Below are 17,479 nucleotides of genomic sequence, written 5' to 3' on the forward strand. Positions count from 1 at the left end.
CCTTGGCGGTGACGCGGCCGCTGGCCGGGTTGGTCACGTCCTGCGTGCGGGCGCTGCTGTTGGCGGCCACCTGGCCGGCAATGAAGTGGTCGATGTTGGCAATGCTCATGGATGGATCTCCGGGGGAGGGCGCCGGGAAGGGCGAACCGTCGATTTTGCTCGTCTTCCGCGCCTGCGGGCGACGCCAAGCCGTCCGGCGTGTTTTCGCCTGCGCCGGGCATGGGGCTGCGGTATGGTCTTACAGCCTGCCAGACGCATTGCGGCGGTACGATGTGGCACTCCCTGATGGCAGCCCACCTGCATTGCGCCCTAGGCCTTCGCGCCGCGCCATGCCTTCTTGACTGAACCGGACACTTTGCACGACACCAACACCGCCAGCGATGCCGCCGAGCTGCAAGCCGAGATGCCGCGCCTGGAAATGCGCCGCGCCGCCGCGTCCGCCGGCGGCCAGGAGCAAGGCGACGAGGTGATCGTTCACGGCCGTTGGACAGTCCTGGCGCTGTCGTCGACGCGGGCCTGGAAGAGCCTGTCTGCCCAGCTTTCGGGCGTGCCCGCCACGGTCGGCAACTGGGACCTGCGGCCTGTGCTGCAACTCGACCATGTGGGCGCGCAATTGCTGTGGACCCACTGGCAACGGCGCTGGCCGCAGGGGCTGGAGGCGAGTGCGCCGCAGCGTGCCGTGCTCGAGCATGTGGCCCAGTTCACCGTTGCCGAGCCGCAGGCGCCTTCGCCAACGCTGCTGGATCGCTTCAAGCGCTTTGCCAGCATCGGCTGGCAGACGCTGGAAACCGGACAGCGCTTCCTGCAGTTGATCGGCCAGTTCGTGCTCGACCTGGGCAAGGTGCTGCGCGCACCGCACCGCGCGCCGTGGCGCGACATCTCGGGCCATCTCTACAGCACCGGGGCTACCGCACTGCCGATCACCGCCCTGGTCGGGCTGTTGATCGGCGTGGTGCTGGCCTACCTGACCTCGCAGCAGTTGCGCCAGTACGGTGGCGAGACCTTCATCGTCAATATCCTCGGGCTGGCCCTCATCCGCGAATTGGGGCCGGTGCTGGCGGCGGTGCTGATTGCCGGCCGGTCCGGCTCGGCGATGACGGCGCAGATCGGCGTGATGCGCGTCACCGAGGAACTCGATGCCATGCGCGTCATGGGCATCCCCCGCGGCCTTCGGCTGGTGCTGCCGCGCGTGCTGGCACTGGCCGTGGCCATGCCGCTGATCAGCATGTGGACGTCCGCGGCCGCACTGGTGGGCGGCATGATGGCGGCCGACCTCACGCTGGGCATCTCGCCGGCGTACTTCATGCAGGCGCTGCCGCGCGCCGTACCCCTGGGCAACATCTGGCTGGCGCTGGGCAAGTCGGCCGTGTTTGGCATCCTGATCGCGCTGATCGCCTGCTACCACGGCCTGCGCGTGCTGCCCAACACCGAGAGCCTGGGGCGGCGCACCACCAGTTCGGTCGTCATCTCGATCACGATGGTGATCCTGGTCGACGCCTTGTTCGCCATCCTCTTTCGCAGCGTGGGGTTCCGCTGATGGCGCCGCAAGCAAACCCGACGGTCATGCCCGCCAACCCGACGGCCACGGACAGCGACAACGCCGTCGAGGTGCGCAAGCTCTGGACGGTCTTCAAGTCCCCCGGGCGCGAGCAGGTGGTTCACCGCGACCTGGATCTGACGATCCGCCGCGGCGAGGTGCTTTCCCTGGTCGGCGGCTCGGGGACGGGCAAGACCGTGCTGCTGCGCCAGATCCTGGGCCTGGAAAAGCCGGCACGCGGCGAGGTGACGGTCTTCGGCGCCCAGCCCAGCGAGCTGAGCGCGGCCGGGGCAGCCCGTGTGGGCATGCTCTTCCAGCGCGGCGCGCTGTTTTCCGCCTTCAACGTGCTGGACAACATCGCCTTCGCTTTGCGGGAGTTGCGCGTGCTGCCTGATGAACTCATCCGCGACACGGCGATGGTCCGCTTGCAGATGGTGGGCCTCGCGCCCGAGCATGCGCACAAGATGCCTTCGGACCTGTCAGGCGGCATGATCAAGCGGGTGGCGCTGGCGCGCGCGCTGGTCATGGACCCGCCGCTGCTGCTGCTCGACGAACCCACCGCCGGCCTGGACCCGGAGGGCGCGGACGAATTCTGTGACCTGCTGCGCAATCTTCATCGCGAACTGGGCCTGACGGTCATCATGGTCACGCATGACCTGGACACCCTGTTCGAGTTGTCCACCCGCATTGCCGTGCTGGCCGACCAGAAGGTCATCGTCACCGGCGATGCGCAGACGGTGATGGCCCATCCGCATCCCTTCATCCAGAAGTATTTTCTGGGCGGACGTGGCCAGCGTGCCGCGTTGGCCCTGCATGCCGAGCGGCCCGTTTCGCCGCCGGAGGAAGCGAAGTAACAACCATGGAAAACAAAGCCCATGCCCTGGCCGCTGGCGCGTTCGTCATTGCGCTGATTGGCGCAATCATCGCGCTGGTGCTCTGGTTCACCCGCGACAACACGGTGCGCAATGTCTACGAGCTCACCACCAGTGAATCGGTCAGCGGCCTGCAGCCGCAGGCGCAGGTGCGCTATCGCGGCATTTCGGTGGGCCGCGTGACGGCCATCGACTTCGATCCCAAGGTGCGTGGCAACGTGCTCGTCCGCATCTCGGTGGATCAGCGCGTGCCGCTGACCAAGTCGAGCTACGCCGCGCTCAGCTACCAGGGTGTGACCGGGCTGGCCTCCATCGCCATCGACGACGACGGAACTTCGCAGGTGCCGGTCGAGCCAGACAACGGCGATCCGCCGCGCATCCCGCTTCGGCCGTCCGCGTTTGCCAAACTGCAGGAGCGCGGCGAGGCCATTCTCGAGAAGGTAGAGCGCACCGTCGACGAATTGCACGCGCTGATGGGCGACGACAACCGGCAGCGCGTGAGCCAGGCGCTTGAAAACATTGCCCAGGCCTCGGCCAGCGCGAACAGCCTGACGAAGAATCTGGACGACGCCGTCAAGAACGGACTCACGCCTGCCCTGAAGTCGGTGCCAGCGCTGGCGCAGAACGCCACGACGACCTTGAGCGGCGTGAGGAAGGCTGCCGGAGACGTCTCGCGGGTGGCCAACAACCTCAACACCACCGTGACGCGCCTGAACGCACAAGGCGGTGCCATCGAAAGGCTGACCACCGGCACCGAAGGCCTGGCCCACGCGCTCGACAGTTTCAGCACCACCACCCTGCCGCGCGTGAACCGCATGGCCGACGACACCGCCCAGGCGGTACGCCGGCTCGGACGCGCGGCCGACAACATCAACCAGAATCCGCAGTCGCTGCTGTTCGGCAGCGGCGAAGTGCAGCCCGGTCCGGGCGAGTCGGGATTCGAGCCACCGCCAGCCGCCGCAACGCGGCCCTGAGGGAGTATTCACGCATGCGTCTTCTTTCGCACATGCAAACTCGTGGCGTTCACGCCGGAACCGCTGCGCTGGCCGTGCTCGCAGCGCTGCTCATGAGCGGCTGTGGTGCGCTGCCCGACAAGCCTGCGCGCGCCACGCTCTACGACTTCGGCGCCGGCCCTTTGGCGCAGGCGTCCACCACCTCGCCCGAGCCGGTCGCCGCGCCCACTTTGCCGCCGCTGCTGCTCGCCGGTGTGAACGCGCAGCCACGGCTTGACGGCACGCAGGTGCTGTATCGGCTGGGCTATGGCGATGCCAACGAATTGCGCCCCTACGCCAACGCGCGCTGGAGCGTCGCCCCGACGCAGCTGCTGGGTGATCGCCTGCGTGATGTGCTGTCGCGGCGTCGCGTGGTGCTCGGCTCCGACGAGGGTGCGAACGTCGCGCGCGTCGACGGACGGTCGCCGAACACGCTCTACCTGACGCTCGACGAGTTCTCGCAGTACTTCGAATCGACCACCAGCAGCTTCGGATTGGTGCGTGTGCGCGCCACCTTGCTGTCGAGCAGCACGTCGGGCGACAGGGTGCTGGGCCAGCGCTACTTCAACGTCCGGCAACCAGCGCCGACGGCGGACGCGCCCGGCGGTGTGAAGGCCCTTGCCACCGCCAGCGACCAATTGGTGAGTCAGGTGGCGCAATGGGTCGACTCGATCCAGGCGCAGCCGGCGCGCTGATCGCCGCAACAACGTGACGACATGACAACCACCCGCATCGGCCTCATCTCCGACACGCATGGATTGCTGCGCCCGCAGGCCATCGACTTCCTGCGTGGCTGCGCGCACATCGTCCACGGCGGCGACATCGGAACGCCGGAGGTGCTCGCGCAGCTCGAGGAAATCGCCCCCGTGACGGCAGTGCGTGGCAACAACGATCGCGCCGACTGGGCGACTCACATCCCGGAAACCGAATACCTGCAGATCGGCGACGTCTTCCTCTATGCCATCCACGATTTGGCGTTGATCGACATCGACCCTGCCGGGGCGGGTGTGCAGGTCGTCATGTCGGGCCACACGCATCAACCCTTGATCGAGCAGCGCGGCGGCGTGCTGTTCGTCAACCCCGGCAGCGCCGGGCCGCGTCGCTTCCGGCTGCCCATCTGCGCCGGCGAGTTGATCGTCGACGGCAAGAACGTGAGCGCGCGCATCGAGCATTTCGACATTCCTACCCCATGAATCCCGAGCCTGGCCGCAGCCCCGCGTCGCTGCAAGAGTTCGATCCTGCTGTCGTTCGCGCCCTGTTGTTCGACCTTGGCGGCGTCGTGTTCGAGTTCGACTTTGCGCACGCCCTGGCCCATTGGGCGCCGCTGTCGCGCCTGTCCGAGCAGGAACTGCGCGAGGCGTTCTCGCACGACGAGGACTATTGCCGCCACGAGCGCGGCGAGCTCGATGCCTCGGCGTATTTCGACACCTTGCGCCGCAAGCTGGCGCTCGACGCGACGGACGAGCAGATCCGGGTTGGTTGGAACGCCATCTTCCGCAGCGAGATCGTGCAGACGCTGGATGCGGTGCAGGCGGCGCGGGCTTTCTTTCCCTGCTTTGCGTTCAGCAACACCAACACGACGCACCACGCGGCTTTTCGATGCGCCTATCCGCGCATCGACCACAGCTTCGATCGCGTGTTCGCCTCGTCGGACATCGGCATGCGCAAACCCGAGGCCGCGGCCTTCGCGCATGTGTGCCGCGCAATCGGCCAACCCGCAAAGTCGGTGCTGTTTTTCGACGACCTAGAAGAGAACGTGCGCGGCGCCGCGGCCTGCGGCCTGCAGGTCGTGCACGTGAAGTCGCCCGCGGACGTCCTCGGCGCCCTGCGGCGGCTGGGCTGCCTGGACTGAGCGCCCGCTGCGGCCCGTCTCAGCGCCCGCCGGAGACGTCGATGAAGGTGCCTGTCACATAGCTGGCCGTGTCGGGCGAGAGCAGCCACACGATGGCCTGCGCCACTTCTTGCGCGGTGCCCACGCGCTTCATCGGCACGGTGCCGGCCAGCTCGAAGGCGCGGTCGGGCATGCCGCCGGAAGCGTGGATCTCGGTATCGATCAGCCCTGGACGGACGGCATTCACGCGGATGCCCTCTTCGGCGATCTCCTTCGCCAGGCCGACCGTGAGCGTTTCGATGGCGCCCTTGCTGGCTGCGTAGTCGACGTATTGCGCGGGCGAGCCCAAGCGCGCCGCGGCGCTGGAGACGTTGACGATGGCGCCACCCCGTCCGCCATGCCGCGTGCTCATGCGCCGCACCGCTTCGCGGGCGCAGACGAAGCTGCCGATGATGTTGATGCGCATCATGCGTTCCAGCCGGGCCACGCTCAGTTCGTCCACCCGCGCCTTCACGTCCACCACGCCGGCGTTGTTGACGAGCCCGTCGAGCCTGCCGAAGTGCGCGTCGACCTGCTCGAACATGGCCATCACCTGCGCTTCGTCCCCGACGTCCGCCTGCACGGTGATGGCGCGGCCGCCCCGCGCCCGGATCTTGTCGGCGACCTGTTGCGCGGCTTGTGCGTTGCTCGCATAGTTGATCGCCACGGCCCAGCCTTGCTCGGCCGCGAGGAGGGCGGCGGCGGCGCCGATGCCGCGGCTGCCGCCGGTGATGAGAACGACGCTGTTGGCTTGCATGTGTCCTTGCTCCTGCATGAGTCTCGTGCCTCGGGTACAACCGCGCGATTGCCGATTACATCAGCATCCTGGCCACCGAACTCAAGGAGACACATTGAACAGCGTCGTCGACTACTACTTCGCCCCGCAGAGTCCGTGGACCTACCTGGGCCACCCGCGCTTCGCCGAGATGGTGGCGCGGCACGGCGCCACGGTGCGCATCCGCCCGGTCGACCTGGGTCAGGTGTTTCCCGTGTCGGGCGGACTGCCTCTGGGCAAGCGTGCGCCACAGCGGCAGACCTACCGACTGGCCGAGATGGCGCGCTTCTCGCAGCACCTGGGCATGCCGATGAACCTGCAGCCGCGCTTCTTCCCGGTCGCTGGCGATCCGGCGTCGCGCCTGATCATTGCCGTCGACCTGGGCGACGGGACTTCGGCGGCGATGAAGCTGGCCGGCGCCGTGTTTGCCGCCGTGTGGGCACAGGAGCGGGACATCGCCGATGCTGCGGTGCTCGGGCAGTTGCTGGCCGAATGCGGTTTTCCCGAGGAACGGCTGGCGCATTCGCAGACGGATGACGTGAACGAGGTCTACCAGCGCTACACCCGCGAGGCGATCGACGCCGGCGTCTTCGGTGCGCCGAGCTACGTCATCGGCGGCGACATGTACTGGGGGCAGGACCGCCTCGACTTCGTGGAGCGCGCGCTGCGCGACAACGCGGGCTCGCGTTGATCGGGCGCCCGACTCCGAGCATTTCATTTTCTTGAGGAGCATTCAGACATGGGTCAATTCATCGAACTCACGGCCAAGGACGGATTCGCCTTTCCCGCCTATGTGGCCGAGCCCGCCGGGACGCCCAAGGGCGCCGTCGTGGTGATTCAGGAAATCTTCGGCGTGAATGCGCACATCCGCTCGGTGGCCGATGGCTACGCGGCCGAAGGCTATCTCGCGGTGGCGCCCGCCACCTTCGAGCGTGTCCAGCGTGGCGTGGAACTGGGCTACGAGGAAGAGGACCGCAAGGCAGGCGCCGCCCTCAAGTCCCAAGTCGAAGCACTGCCGGCGCCGGGCGTGATGATCGACCTGCAGGCGGCCGTGGACTACGCATCGCGCGCAGGCAAGGTCGGCGTCGTGGGCTACTGCTGGGGCGGGCTGCTGAGCTGGCGTGCCGCCAGCCTGCTCGACGGTATTTCTGCAGCCGCGCCTTACTACGGCGGCGGTGTGACCACGCCGGCAGAGATCGCCCGCCAGCCTCGGGTGCCGGTGATGGCGCACTTCGGCGAGAAGGACCACTACATCCCGCTGGATTCGGTGCAGGCCTTTGCCAAGGCGCATCCGGACGTGGCGGTGTACGTCTACGCGGCCGACCACGGGTTCAACTGCGACCATCGCGCCTCCTACGATGCCGCGGCCGCCAAGCTGGCGCGGGAGCGCACGCTGGCGTTCTTTGGCCAGCATCTCGCCTGAGGCGGATCGTGATGAAGGCGCTGTTGCTGCGGTCGGTGCTTGGCCTGGGCTTGCTTGCGCAGACCGGCCTCGCCCTTGCGGCGGAGTATTCCGGCGCGCTGTTCGACGCGCACCTTCACTACAACGTCGAGGCCTGGGACGGCCGAACCGGCCCCTATCCGCCATCGGAGGCTGTGGCGCGCATGCAGCGCAACGGCGTGCGTGGGATCTTGTCGAATTCGCGACCCAACGACGGGACCCACACCTTGGCGGGCTCGTCCGAAGCCAAGGCCGCAGCCGTCACGGTGGTGCCATTTGTGCGCGTCTATCGCAACCGCGCCGACTACACCAACTGGTTCCGCGACCCGAGCATCTATGAAATGGTGCAAGCCGAGCTCAAGCGCGGCACCGCGGCCGGGCCCTTCAAGGGCATTGGCGAGTTCCATCTCTACGACAGCGCCAATGCGCGCGGGCCGGTGGCCAAGCAGATCGTTGCTCTGGCCGAACAAGAGGGGCTGGCGCTGCTCGGCCACGTGGATGACCGTGCCGTCGAACTGCTGATGGAAGCTTCACCCTCCGGCGGCAAGCAGTTGCGGCTGATCTGGGCGCACACCGGAATTGGCGGCGCGCCGGTGGAACGCGTGCGCGACCTGATGGAGCGCTATCCGCGACTGATGGGCGAGCTCTCCTACCGGCCGGGCCTGGTTTGTAGCGATGCTCAACTCTGTCCTGAATGGCGTGCGCTCATCGAGCGCTTTCCGGATCGCTTCATGATCGGCTCGGACACCTGGATCAACCAGCGCTGGGCCAGCTACGACGATCTCATGCGCGACTACCGTGTCTGGCTGGGTGGCCTGCCGCAGGAATTGGCGCAGCGCGTGGCCTGGGGCAACGCGGCGGCGCTGTTCGGGCTGCAATAGAGCGTGCGCCTGGCTCAGCGGGCAGGGCTCGACGTGCGCTTGCCCTGTGCGCTCACGCGCTCTTCCAGGAATTCGAGCAGGGCGCGTACCGCGGCGCTGTTGTGGCGCCGCTGCAGATAGGCGGCGTAAAGCCACATGTCCTTGCGCACATAGTCCTGCAGGTGCGCTTGCAGCTCGCCGTTGTCGAGGTGCGACTGCACCACCAGGGCCGGCAGGTAGATCGCGCCGAAGCCTTGCAGCGCGAGTTGCACGAGGACGGCGTTCTCCGTGGAATCGACGCGGCTCCTGATCGGCACGTCGACGGGACGCCCTTCTTCTTCGAAACGCCAATGCGTGCCGTTGCCCGTGTTGGCGGCGGCATGGGTCAGTCCCACATGCTCGGCCAGGTCTGCCGGTTTTTTGGGAATGCCGTAGCGCCGCCAATATCTGGGTGACGCGCAAAGGACCAACTTGACTGGCACGAGGCGCCGCACGATCAGGTTCTGGTCCTGGATCGGCCCGAGGCGCAAGGCGATGTCGATGCCCTCTTCAGCCAGGTCGACCGGTCGGCTGGTGAGTTGCAGGCTGATGTCCACATCCGGATAGACGCCCATGAACTGGCCCAGCAAGTCGGGCAAGGCACCCTGGCCCATGCCCTGGGGCGCCGAGATCCGGACCCGTCCCGATGGCTGCCTGGCCCGTTCCTGCAGTTCGGACTGCGTGAGTTCAACCATCTCCAGCACCGGCGTGCTGCGCTCGAGCAGCAGGGCACCCGCGTCCGTCAGGCTGACAGACCGGGTCGACCGATTGAGAAGACGGACGCCGAAGCGCGTCTCCAATTCCGCGATGTACTTGCTGACCGTGCCCTTGGACATGTTCAGGCGCGTGGCGGCGCGGGAGAAGTTGCCCTGCTGGGCCACCTCCCGGAAGGTCTTGATCAGCTCGAGACTGTCCATTTTTTCGGAATAGATTGTTTCTATTTTGAGGCGAATCCTACTCGTCTCTCGGAGAACGGCCGCGATTGTTTCCGATTCATGAACGCGACGATTCTTTTTGCACGGGTTTTTACCTACCAAACAGGTTCAAAATTCGTTGCACAGGCAAGCAATTCAGCAAGCCTGGGTGAACAAGGCCCGAGCGCTGTAGTCGACAACCACTTTCAAGACGACGACTGCCCCAGACCCCGTTCGATTTGTTGAAACACCCTCGAAAAAGGAACCTGAAAATGAACACCGCCAAGATCATCGCCGCTACCGCCGTCGCCCTGCTGGCCGCCGCCGGTGCCCAAGCCGAAACCTACGAAGGCGTGCATGCCCTGACCGGCGAGCGCACCCGCGCCGAAGTGCAGGCCGAAGCCCGCGCCGTGGTGGGCAACCCCTACGCCGACGCCCAGTTCGCCGGTGTGACCGCCCTGCCCGGTGGCGCCGTGGACCGCGCCGTCGTCTACCAACAAGCCGTCGCTGCCGCGCACAACCCGCTGCAAAACCTCGACAGCAAGGCTTTCGTGAACAGCCAGATCCCGGCTGCCTACACCCAAGGCTCCCTGGCCGTGCGTCGCCAGGAACAGCGCCAAGCAGGCCTGTAAATCGAACTGACGCAGCAATCGCTCACTTTTCAATCTGACCTCATCACCCATCAAGGAACGATCATGACCAAGTCGAAGTTTTTCGCCGCCGCCGCCGTCGCACTGTTTGCAGCCGCTGGCGCTGCCCAGGCTGAAACCTACGAGGGCGTGCATTCCGCCACTTCGGCGTTGAGCCGCGCCGACGTGCAAGCCACTGGCGTCGCAGCCGCCAGCGCCAAGGACCAGAACGTGCCCCGCGGTTCGCGCGGTGCCGAGACGGTGGCCGTGTCGCGTGATCGCGCCGAAGTGCGTGCAGAGGCTGTGAGCGCTGCTTCGCGCCCCGACCAGAACGTGGTGCCCGGCTCGCGCTACAACAGCAAGGTCATCTCGACCATGCCGGCTCCGGTCGAGCGCGCCCAGTCGGGTCCCGCCAACGGCACCCGCATGTAATTGCCATTCAGGTCGTCGGCAACTGCCGGCGCCTGAAGACGGATCGCCGTCATCGGCCGGTCGGTGCGCAACGCGCCGGCCGGCCTTTTCTTCTTTGGGTTGAGCTCGGCGGACCGGTCTTCGACGTCAGCCGGCGGTGCGCGACAGGTAGCGCTTGCGCCAGAAGACCGCGATCAGCACCGCCGCGATGATCGTCATGGAGCCCATCGCGATCCAGAAGCCGTCCGCTTTGTGCAGCAGCGGGACGTATTCGAAGTTCATGCCGAAGATGCCGGCGATCAGGTTCAGGGGCAGGAACACCGCGGTCAGCACCGTCAGCACGCGCATGATGTCGTTGGTGCGGTGGCTCTGGATGTTGAAGTGCATCTGCACCGCGGTCTCGGCATCCTGTTCGAGCCGGCGCACGTGGTGCGTCACCCGCTCGATGTGTTCGAGCACATCGCGGCTTCGCACCTGAAGCAGTTCGTGATCGCGCACGGCGACCACCTCGTCCGGCTCCAGCGTCTCGAGTTCGTCCAGCCAATCCTGAATGGCATCGCGCTGGTCCTCGCAAACCTCGTTCAGATGGCGAAGCGTCTGGCGCGTCTGCATGAGGGCGCCCCAGCGCGTGAAGCGGCTGTGCGTGTCCAGCAGCTCGGCCTGCCAACGATCGAGCTGCCGCGAAAGTTCGCGCCGCAACTCAAGATAGCCGTCGACGATCTGGTTGATCACCCGCAGCATCAGGTCGGCGGGCCCGGTCGGCAGGCGGGCGGTCAGGGCCCGTTCGTCCAGCGCTGGCGCAGCCGCCACGTCGTTCGCGTCGCTCAACCTGCTTGCGAACTGGTTGCGAATGCTGCCGTCGTCGGGATGCACGGACAGGAGCACTCGATCGAACACCGCGAAACCGACCGGAAGGGTCTCGATGTTGTGCAAGGCGGTCAATCCCGCGCGGGACGCCGGCGGGTTGGTTACCCCGGGTGCGCCGCCTCCGGTCGGGGAGGGCGCCGGCGCCATGTTGGACTTGACGCCGTCACCCACCAGGCGGCGAAACACCAGCACGTCGTAGTCGGAGGTGTAGTCGTGATGCGAGGGCAATTGCTCGTTGAGCAGGTCACTCACATGCAGATCGACCAGTTGACGACCGCACAGGGCCTGCAACGCAGCCTGGACTTCTGCCTGGCTCTCGCGAAACTCGGCGCGGGTCAGCGAAATCCACCAGTAGGCCTGCGGACGATCCGAAGCAGCCTCTGGCTGGGCCCGATGGAGCGCGTCGGCCGACGGCACCAGGGTGGGCAGTTCGACCACCCGGCTACGGTCGATCTGGAAGATTCGCATGGGCCTGGGCGCTTCAGCCTTGCTGGCGCAGCAGCCGCGCAGCGTCCAGCGCGAAATAGGTCAGCACGCCATCGCAGCCCGCCCGCTTGAAGGCCAACAGGCTTTCCATGACGACGGCATCGTGGTCCAGCCAGCCGTTGGCCGCCGCTGCCTTGAGCATGGCGTATTCGCCGCTGACCTGATAGGCGAAGGTGGGCACGCGGAACTCGTCCTTCACACGTCGAACGATGTCCAAATAAGGCATGCCGGGCTTGACCATCACCATGTCCGCCCCTTCGGCAATGTCCATCGCCACTTCGCGCAGCGCCTCGTCGCCGTTGCCGGGGTCCATCTGGTAGACCTTCTTGTTGCTCTTGCCCAGGTTGGCACTTGAGCCCACGGCATCCCGGAAGGGGCCATAGAAGGCACTCGCGTACTTGGCGCTGTAGGCCATGATCCGCGTGTGCACGTGCCCGGCGCCTTCCAGCGCCTGCCGGATGGCCCCGATGCGGCCATCCATCATGTCGCTCGGCGCGACGATGTCCACGCCCGCTTCTGCCTGCGCGAGCGCCTGGCGCACCAGAATTTCCACCGTGGGATCGTTCAGGATGTAGCCGGAGTCGTCCAGCACGCCGTCCTGGCCGTGGCTGGTGTACGGGTCCAATGCCACATCCGTCATCACGCCAAGTTGCGGGAAGTTCTTCTTCAGCGCCGCCACGACGCGGGGAATGAGTCCGTCCGGATTGAACGCTTCGTCGCCGCCGGGCGTCTTCAGGCCAGGATCGATGACCGGGAAGAGGGCCAGGGCGGGGATGCCGAACTCGACGCACTGTTCGGCCAAGGGGAGGAGCAAATCCAGGCTCAGCCGTTCCACGCCAGGCATCGAGGCGACAGCGTCGCGCTTCTTGCTGCCTTCTTGCACGAAAACCGGGTAGATCAGGTCGTGGCAGGACAAGGCGTGCTCACGCACCAGATTGCGGGTGAAATCGTCTCGGCGAAGGCGCCGGGGCCGACCGGCAGGAAAAGGCGCGAAAGTGGTGGTCATTGGCCAAAATTGTGCCTGAAGCCTCCAGCGTGTTGCTTTTTCGCACGATCGTTCGTCCGTGGAAACCCCGAAACCACCAGGGAAGTTCTGTTTCATAAGCATTCCCGACGCTCCAAGGCTGAGCCAACTTCTTGAATGAGTTTGGATATTTTGTTAAATTTGAGGTTGGACGGCTTGCCGTCCCCCGCTTTTCCTCCCTGAGCGGGTGCCTTGATGTGTGACAGCAAAAGGGCTTCCCGCCCGACGTGCGAACGTCGGGCTTTTTTTTGCCCGCTCGCCGGACGTCCAGGCCGGCATATGGCAGCTGGCGTGAGTCCAGACACTCGTGCGCCCGGCGCCCTACACTCGTTCCAATGCTCTGGGTCAAGTCGCTGCACATCGTCTTCGTGGTCAGTTGGTTCGCTGGCTTGTTCTATCTGCCACGGATATTCGTCAATCTGGCCATGGTGCCGCCGGGGTCCGAGGCCGAACGCGCCCGACTGCTGCTGATGGCGCGCAAGCTGCTTCGCTTCACGACCATGCTGGCCGTTCCCGCCGTCGGCTTCGGCTTGTGGCTCTGGTTGGGCTGGGGCTTCGGACGTGGCGCGGGTTGGATGCACGCCAAGCTGGCGCTCGTGCTCGTCGTGATCGGTTATCACCATGGTTGCGCTGTGCTTCTGCGGCGGTTCGTCGCCGGCACAAATCGGCGCAGCCACCGGTGGTACCGCTGGTTCAACGAGTTGCCGGTCATCTTGCTGGTGGCCATCGTGGTGCTGGTCGTGGTCAAGCCCTTCTGACGCAGTGAATGCCCATCGCACCGCGGCGTTGCCGCTGGCCTTGGCCTATGCGGCGCTGATCGTCTACGCGAGTCTCTATCCCTTCGGCGATTGGCGCGACCAGGGCATCGTGCCGTGGGCGTTCGTCACCGCGCCGCTGCCGCGGTATTGGACGGGCTTCGACGTCGGGATCAATATCGCCGGCTACGTGCCGCTGGGTTTCCTGCTGGGTTTGGGGATGCTCCGCCGCCGGCCGGAAGGATCGATCCTGTACGCGGTCCTGGGGGCGGCGATGGCGGGCGCTGTGCTCTCCTTCGCGATGGAAGCGCTGCAAAGCTATTTGCCGGTGCGTATTTCGTCCAACGTAGATTGGGCCCTCAACAGTCTGGGCGCGCTGCTCGGCGCGCTGTTGGCCTCGGCGCTGGAGCGCCTTGGTGCCATCGCGCATTGGCAACGCGCCCGCAGCGCGTGGTTCGTGGATGAAGCCCGTGGCGCGCTGGTGCTGTTGGCGCTTTGGCCGGTCGCATTGCTTTTTCCTGCGGCGGTGTCTTTCGGGCTTGGCCAGGTCTTCGAGCGCTTTGAAGATGCGGTTTCCGAGCTCTTGACCGACACCCCCTTCATCGATTGGTTGCCGGTGCGCCAGTTCGAACTGGAGCCACTGGTGGCTGGCGCCGAACTGGTGTGTGTGACGCTTGGCGCGCTGGTGCCGTGCCTGCTGGCCTTCGTGGTCGCGCGCTCGACTCAGCGCAGGGCGTTGCTGCTGCCAGCGATCCTGTTGCTCGGCGTGGCCGCCAGTGCGCTGTCGGCCGGATTGAGTTGGGGGCCGGAGCATGCCTGGGCATGGCTGGACGCGCCGGTTCAACTCGGTGTGGCGTGCGCCGCGGTGCTCGGAGCGCTTCTGATCCCGGCTCCCCGGCGCCTGTGCGCTGCCTTGGCGCTGATGGCGATCGTGATCCAGTTGAGCCTGCTGAACCAGGCGCCGCAAAGCGCATATTTCGCCCAGACGCTTGCCACCTGGGAGCAGGGGCGCTTCATCCGCTTTCACGGCGTGGTGCAGTGGCTGGGCTGGATGTGGCCCTTTGCCACGCTGGGCTACCTTCTGCTGGTGCTGTCGCGCGACCGGCGCGACTCCTAGAATGCCCGGATGACTGCTCGAGCACAGACTCCCGGCTATTACGCCCACCATATCTTCTTCTGCCTGAACGAGCGCCAGAACGGCGAACAATCCTGCGCCCAGTTCAACGCGCAGGCCGGCTTCGAGCACTGCAAGATGCGTGTCAAGAAGGAAGGCCTGGCCGGTCAAGGCAAGGTGCGCGTGAACAAGGCTGGATGCCTCGATCGCTGCGCGGGCGGGCCTGTGGCCGTCGTCTATCCCGAAGGCGTCTGGTACAGCTACGTCGACACGGCAGACATCGACGAAATCATCGATTCGCACCTCAAGAACGGCCAGGTGGTCGAACGGCTGGTTCTGGCGCCCGACGTCGGACGCTGAGCGGATGAACTCGCGTACCGAAAGGCTCGTGCTCCAAGGGGCTGCGGGCAACATCGAGGCGCTTCGCGACCAGCCGGCTGATGGAGTAGCCGCGCAAGGCGTGGCGGTCATTGCGCATCCGCATCCGCTGTTTGGCGGCACCATGGACAACAAGGTCGTCCAGACCCTGGCGCGCGCGTTCGTGGCGTGCGGCTGGACTTGCGTGCGTTTCAATTTTCGGGGTGTCGGCGATAGCGCCGGAGCCCATGACGAAGGCCGCGGCGAGACCGATGACCTGCTGGCGGTCGTCGAACAGGTGGCGGCGCAAGGGCCGCTGGCCATGGCTGGATTCTCTTTCGGGTCGTTTGTGACCGTTGCTGCGCTCGCTCGCTTATGGGCGCAGCGGCAGCCGCAGCAGTTGGTGTTGGTGGGAACGGCCGCGGCGCGCTTCGAGGTTCCTGCCCTTCCGCCAGAAGCCCACGAGCGGACGCTGGTCGTCCATGGCGAGCAGGACGACACCGTACCGCTTTCAGCGGTGATGGACTGGGCGCGACCTCAGACACTTCCTGTTACGGTGGTGCCCGGGGGCGGCCATTTCTTTCACGGACAATTGCCACTTCTGAAGAACCTCGTCGTGCGCCATTTGCGCGCCGACGAGCGTCGCGTTGGCTGATCTTTCCCCCTTTTAGGCAAACTTCCCTCATGATCCTGTCCCCCCGGGCGCTGCGCGCGCTATTGCTGTCCCTCATCTCCCCGTTGCTGTTCATCGCTGGCGCCGCCCGCGCGCAGGTGCCCGCGCCGCCGGAAATCGCCGCCCGCAATTACATGCTGCTCGATGTCACGTCCGGGCAGGTGCTGGCGCAAAAGGACATCGACGCCCAGATCGAGCCGGCGTCTCTGACCAAGCTCATGAGCGCCTATCTGGTCTTCGACGCACTGCGCAGCAAGAAGCTGACGATGGACCAGAAACTGCCCGTGAGCGAGCGCGCCTGGAAGATGCCGGGTTCACGCATGTTCATCGACCCGAAGATGCAAGTGCCCGTGGAAGATCTGATCAAGGGCTTGATCGTCCAGTCGGGCAATGACGCCACCGTCGCTTTGGCAGAGGGGGTGGGCGGCACGGTCGAGCACTTCGTGGAAATGATGAACGAGCAGGCCAAGGCGCTCGGCATGAACAACACCACGTTCAAGAATCCGGAAGGTCTGCCGGCGCCCGGCCACCTGACGACGGCGCGCGACCTGAGCATCCTTGCGACGCGCCTGATGCGCGAGTTCCCCGAGGAGGTGCGCATCTATTCGATCAAGAAATATCGCTACCCGGGCACGCCGGCATCGAACGACACGAATCGCAACACCTTGCTGTTCCGCGATCCCACGGTCGACGGACTCAAGACGGGTCATACGGATTCCGCCGGCTATTGCCTGATCGCCACGGCAAAGCGCGACTTCCCGAACCTGGCAGGCGGCCGGCGTCTTCTGTCCATCGTCCTGGGCGCCAGTAGCGAGAACGTACGTGCCAACGAATCGCAGAAGCTGCTCAACTGGGGCTTTACCGCCTACGACGATGTTCGCCTGTTCGACGCGAACCAGCCGGTGGCCACGCCACGCGTCTGGAAGGGCAAGACCGACGCATTGAAACTCGGCAGGACCGAGCCGATCGTGGTGTCGGTGCCCAGTGGGGCCGCCAGCAAGGTGACGACCGAAGTCGCGCGTCCCGAGCCCTTGGTGGCGCCCTTCGCGAAGAACCAGCCCGTCGGCTCCCTGAAGATCAAGATGGGAGACCAGCTGATCACCGAGTTGCCCCTGGTGGCGCTCGAGCCGGTCGAACAGGCTGGCGTCCTCGGTCGAACCTGGGACGCGCTGCGTCTTTGGATCAAGTAGGACGGTGCGTTGCCCTCGCTGAAGCCCAGTGCTACAATCGAGGGCTTTTCGGAAAAATCCGAAGGGTTTCACGTTTTCGTCATCTGTCGCATGCCTGTCACGGGGCGGGTTCGCAATTGCTGCGGTCTGCTTGGGCGGCGCGGTGGCGAGTCTCAATTTGGGAACAAGTTTTAATGCCTACCATCAATCAACTGGTGCGTCAGGGTCGCGAGGTCGAAAAGACCAAGTCGAAGAGCCCTGCCATGCAGAACTCCCCGCAACGCCGCGGTGTCTGCACTCGCGTCTACACCACGACGCCTAAAAAGCCGAACTCCGCTCTGCGTAAGGTTGCCAAGGTGCGCCTGACCAACGGTTTCGAGGTCATCTCCTACATCGGCGGCGAAGGCCATAACCTGCAAGAGCACAGCGTTGTGCTCGTGCGCGGCGGCCGTGTGAAGGATCTGCCCGGTGTGCGTTACCACATCGTTCGCGGTTCGCTCGACCTGCAAGGCGTCAAGGATCGCAAGCAATCGCGCTCCAAGTACGGTGCCAAGCGTCCCAAGAAGGCCTGATCGGTCTTCTGTCGTCAACAAGAAATTTATTTCGGTGTCCAATCGCCTTGGCGGGCGAATCTGGGCGAAGTGACCCGCCGATCGGGTCGAGTAAGTGAGGGTCCGCATGGCTCTCGCGGCGC

At 65.6% G+C, this 17,479-nt stretch carries 21 protein-coding genes; 17 read left to right on the plus strand and 4 right to left on the minus strand.

What is annotated here, in order from left to right; translation table 11 throughout:
- Positions 1–418: 418 nt before the first annotated feature.
- From QTH91_RS20265 to QTH91_RS20290, 6 genes are read left to right on the plus strand one after another with little or no spacing between them, the layout of a single operon-like run.
- Positions 419–1,537 carry an MlaE family ABC transporter permease gene (locus tag QTH91_RS20265; RefSeq protein ID WP_286662191.1) on the plus strand — a complete coding sequence of 373 codons (1,119 nt, stop codon included), beginning with the start codon at positions 419–421 and terminating at the stop codon, positions 1,535–1,537.
- Positions 1,538–1,563: 26 nt separating this feature from the next.
- Entirely contained in the window at positions 1,564–2,391 is an 828-nt protein-coding gene (locus QTH91_RS20270; RefSeq protein ID WP_286661963.1) for an ABC transporter ATP-binding protein, read from the plus strand.
- 5 nt (positions 2,392–2,396) lie between these two features.
- Positions 2,397–3,383 carry an MlaD family protein gene (locus tag QTH91_RS20275; RefSeq protein WP_286661964.1) on the plus strand — a complete coding sequence of 329 codons (987 nt, stop codon included), beginning with the start codon at positions 2,397–2,399 and terminating at the stop codon, positions 3,381–3,383.
- A gap of 14 nt (positions 3,384–3,397) precedes the next feature.
- On the plus strand, positions 3,398–4,096 hold the full coding sequence (locus tag QTH91_RS20280; RefSeq protein WP_286661965.1) for an ABC-type transport auxiliary lipoprotein family protein: 699 nt from the start codon (positions 3,398–3,400) through the stop codon (positions 4,094–4,096).
- Between the two features lie 21 nt (positions 4,097–4,117).
- Complete coding sequence (locus tag QTH91_RS20285; protein ID WP_286661966.1) at positions 4,118–4,594, plus strand: metallophosphoesterase family protein; 477 nt, start codon at positions 4,118–4,120, stop codon at positions 4,592–4,594.
- Positions 4,591–5,253, plus strand: a complete 663-nt coding sequence (locus tag QTH91_RS20290) for an HAD family hydrolase (protein WP_286661967.1) — start codon at positions 4,591–4,593, stop codon at positions 5,251–5,253. The genes QTH91_RS20285 and QTH91_RS20290 overlap by 4 nt, the downstream gene beginning before the upstream one ends.
- Positions 5,254–5,272: 19 nt before the next feature.
- Here QTH91_RS20290 and QTH91_RS20295 read toward each other — a convergent pair whose 3' ends face one another.
- Complete coding sequence (locus QTH91_RS20295) at positions 5,273–6,028, minus strand: SDR family oxidoreductase (protein WP_286661968.1); 756 nt, start codon at positions 6,026–6,028, stop codon at positions 5,273–5,275.
- 94 nt (positions 6,029–6,122) lie between these two features.
- Here QTH91_RS20295 and QTH91_RS20300 point away from each other — a divergent pair, with 94 nt between their 5' ends.
- Genes QTH91_RS20300 through QTH91_RS20310 form a run of 3 tightly spaced genes read left to right on the plus strand, consistent with a single transcriptional unit; the run spans position 6,123 to position 8,368 of the window.
- Complete coding sequence (locus QTH91_RS20300) at positions 6,123–6,737, plus strand: 2-hydroxychromene-2-carboxylate isomerase (RefSeq protein WP_286661969.1); 615 nt, start codon at positions 6,123–6,125, stop codon at positions 6,735–6,737.
- 48 nt (positions 6,738–6,785) lie between these two features.
- Entirely contained in the window at positions 6,786–7,469 is a 684-nt protein-coding gene (locus QTH91_RS20305) for a dienelactone hydrolase family protein (RefSeq protein WP_286661970.1), read from the plus strand.
- Between the two features lie 11 nt (positions 7,470–7,480).
- Positions 7,481–8,368, plus strand: a complete 888-nt coding sequence (locus QTH91_RS20310) for an amidohydrolase family protein (RefSeq protein ID WP_286661971.1) — start codon at positions 7,481–7,483, stop codon at positions 8,366–8,368.
- Positions 8,369–8,382: 14 nt separating this feature from the next.
- Here QTH91_RS20310 and QTH91_RS20315 read toward each other — a convergent pair whose 3' ends face one another.
- Positions 8,383–9,303, minus strand: a complete 921-nt coding sequence (locus tag QTH91_RS20315) for a LysR family transcriptional regulator (RefSeq protein WP_286661972.1) — start codon at positions 9,301–9,303, stop codon at positions 8,383–8,385.
- A 269-nt stretch (positions 9,304–9,572) separates the two neighbouring features.
- Here QTH91_RS20315 and QTH91_RS20320 point away from each other — a divergent pair, with 269 nt between their 5' ends.
- On the plus strand, positions 9,573–9,932 hold the full coding sequence (locus QTH91_RS20320; protein ID WP_286659906.1) for an alpha/beta hydrolase: 360 nt from the start codon (positions 9,573–9,575) through the stop codon (positions 9,930–9,932).
- 63 nt (positions 9,933–9,995) lie between these two features.
- Complete coding sequence (locus QTH91_RS20325; protein WP_286661973.1) at positions 9,996–10,361, plus strand: DUF4148 domain-containing protein; 366 nt, start codon at positions 9,996–9,998, stop codon at positions 10,359–10,361.
- Between the two features lie 126 nt (positions 10,362–10,487).
- Here the strand turns inward: QTH91_RS20325 and QTH91_RS20330 are convergent, their stop codons facing one another.
- The gene (locus QTH91_RS20330; RefSeq protein ID WP_286661974.1) at positions 10,488–11,675 is read right to left on the minus strand and encodes a magnesium transporter CorA family protein; all 1,188 of its coding nucleotides are present in this window, start codon (positions 11,673–11,675) and stop codon (positions 10,488–10,490) included.
- 13 nt (positions 11,676–11,688) lie between these two features.
- Entirely contained in the window at positions 11,689–12,699 is a 1,011-nt protein-coding gene (gene hemB / locus QTH91_RS20335) for a porphobilinogen synthase (RefSeq protein WP_286661975.1), read from the minus strand.
- 353 nt (positions 12,700–13,052) lie between these two features.
- On the opposite strand from hemB, the gene QTH91_RS20340 reads away from it, so the two are divergent.
- The 6 genes from QTH91_RS20340 to rpsL all read left to right on the plus strand — a co-directional run bounded on the left by QTH91_RS20340 (position 13,053) and on the right by rpsL (position 17,357).
- Positions 13,053–13,475, plus strand: coding sequence for a CopD family protein (locus QTH91_RS20340; protein WP_286661976.1), 423 nt, complete (start codon positions 13,053–13,055; stop codon positions 13,473–13,475).
- A gap of 4 nt (positions 13,476–13,479) precedes the next feature.
- The gene (locus QTH91_RS20345; protein WP_286661977.1) at positions 13,480–14,589 is read left to right on the plus strand and encodes a VanZ family protein; all 1,110 of its coding nucleotides are present in this window, start codon (positions 13,480–13,482) and stop codon (positions 14,587–14,589) included.
- Between the two features lie 9 nt (positions 14,590–14,598).
- Positions 14,599–14,946 (plus strand): (2Fe-2S) ferredoxin domain-containing protein, encoded by a 348-nt coding sequence (locus QTH91_RS20350; RefSeq protein WP_286661978.1) that lies wholly within the window; start codon positions 14,599–14,601, stop codon positions 14,944–14,946.
- A gap of 4 nt (positions 14,947–14,950) precedes the next feature.
- Complete coding sequence (locus QTH91_RS20355; protein WP_286661979.1) at positions 14,951–15,598, plus strand: alpha/beta hydrolase; 648 nt, start codon at positions 14,951–14,953, stop codon at positions 15,596–15,598.
- Between the two features lie 29 nt (positions 15,599–15,627).
- Positions 15,628–16,806 carry a D-alanyl-D-alanine carboxypeptidase family protein gene (locus QTH91_RS20360; protein WP_286661980.1) on the plus strand — a complete coding sequence of 393 codons (1,179 nt, stop codon included), beginning with the start codon at positions 15,628–15,630 and terminating at the stop codon, positions 16,804–16,806.
- A 173-nt stretch (positions 16,807–16,979) separates the two neighbouring features.
- Complete coding sequence (gene rpsL, locus QTH91_RS20365) at positions 16,980–17,357, plus strand: 30S ribosomal protein S12 (protein WP_017759704.1); 378 nt, start codon at positions 16,980–16,982, stop codon at positions 17,355–17,357.
- Positions 17,358–17,479: the final 122 nt, after the last annotated feature.

The organism is Variovorax dokdonensis, assembly GCF_030316895.1.
Taxonomy (GTDB): domain Bacteria; phylum Pseudomonadota; class Gammaproteobacteria; order Burkholderiales; family Burkholderiaceae_C; genus Variovorax; species Variovorax dokdonensis.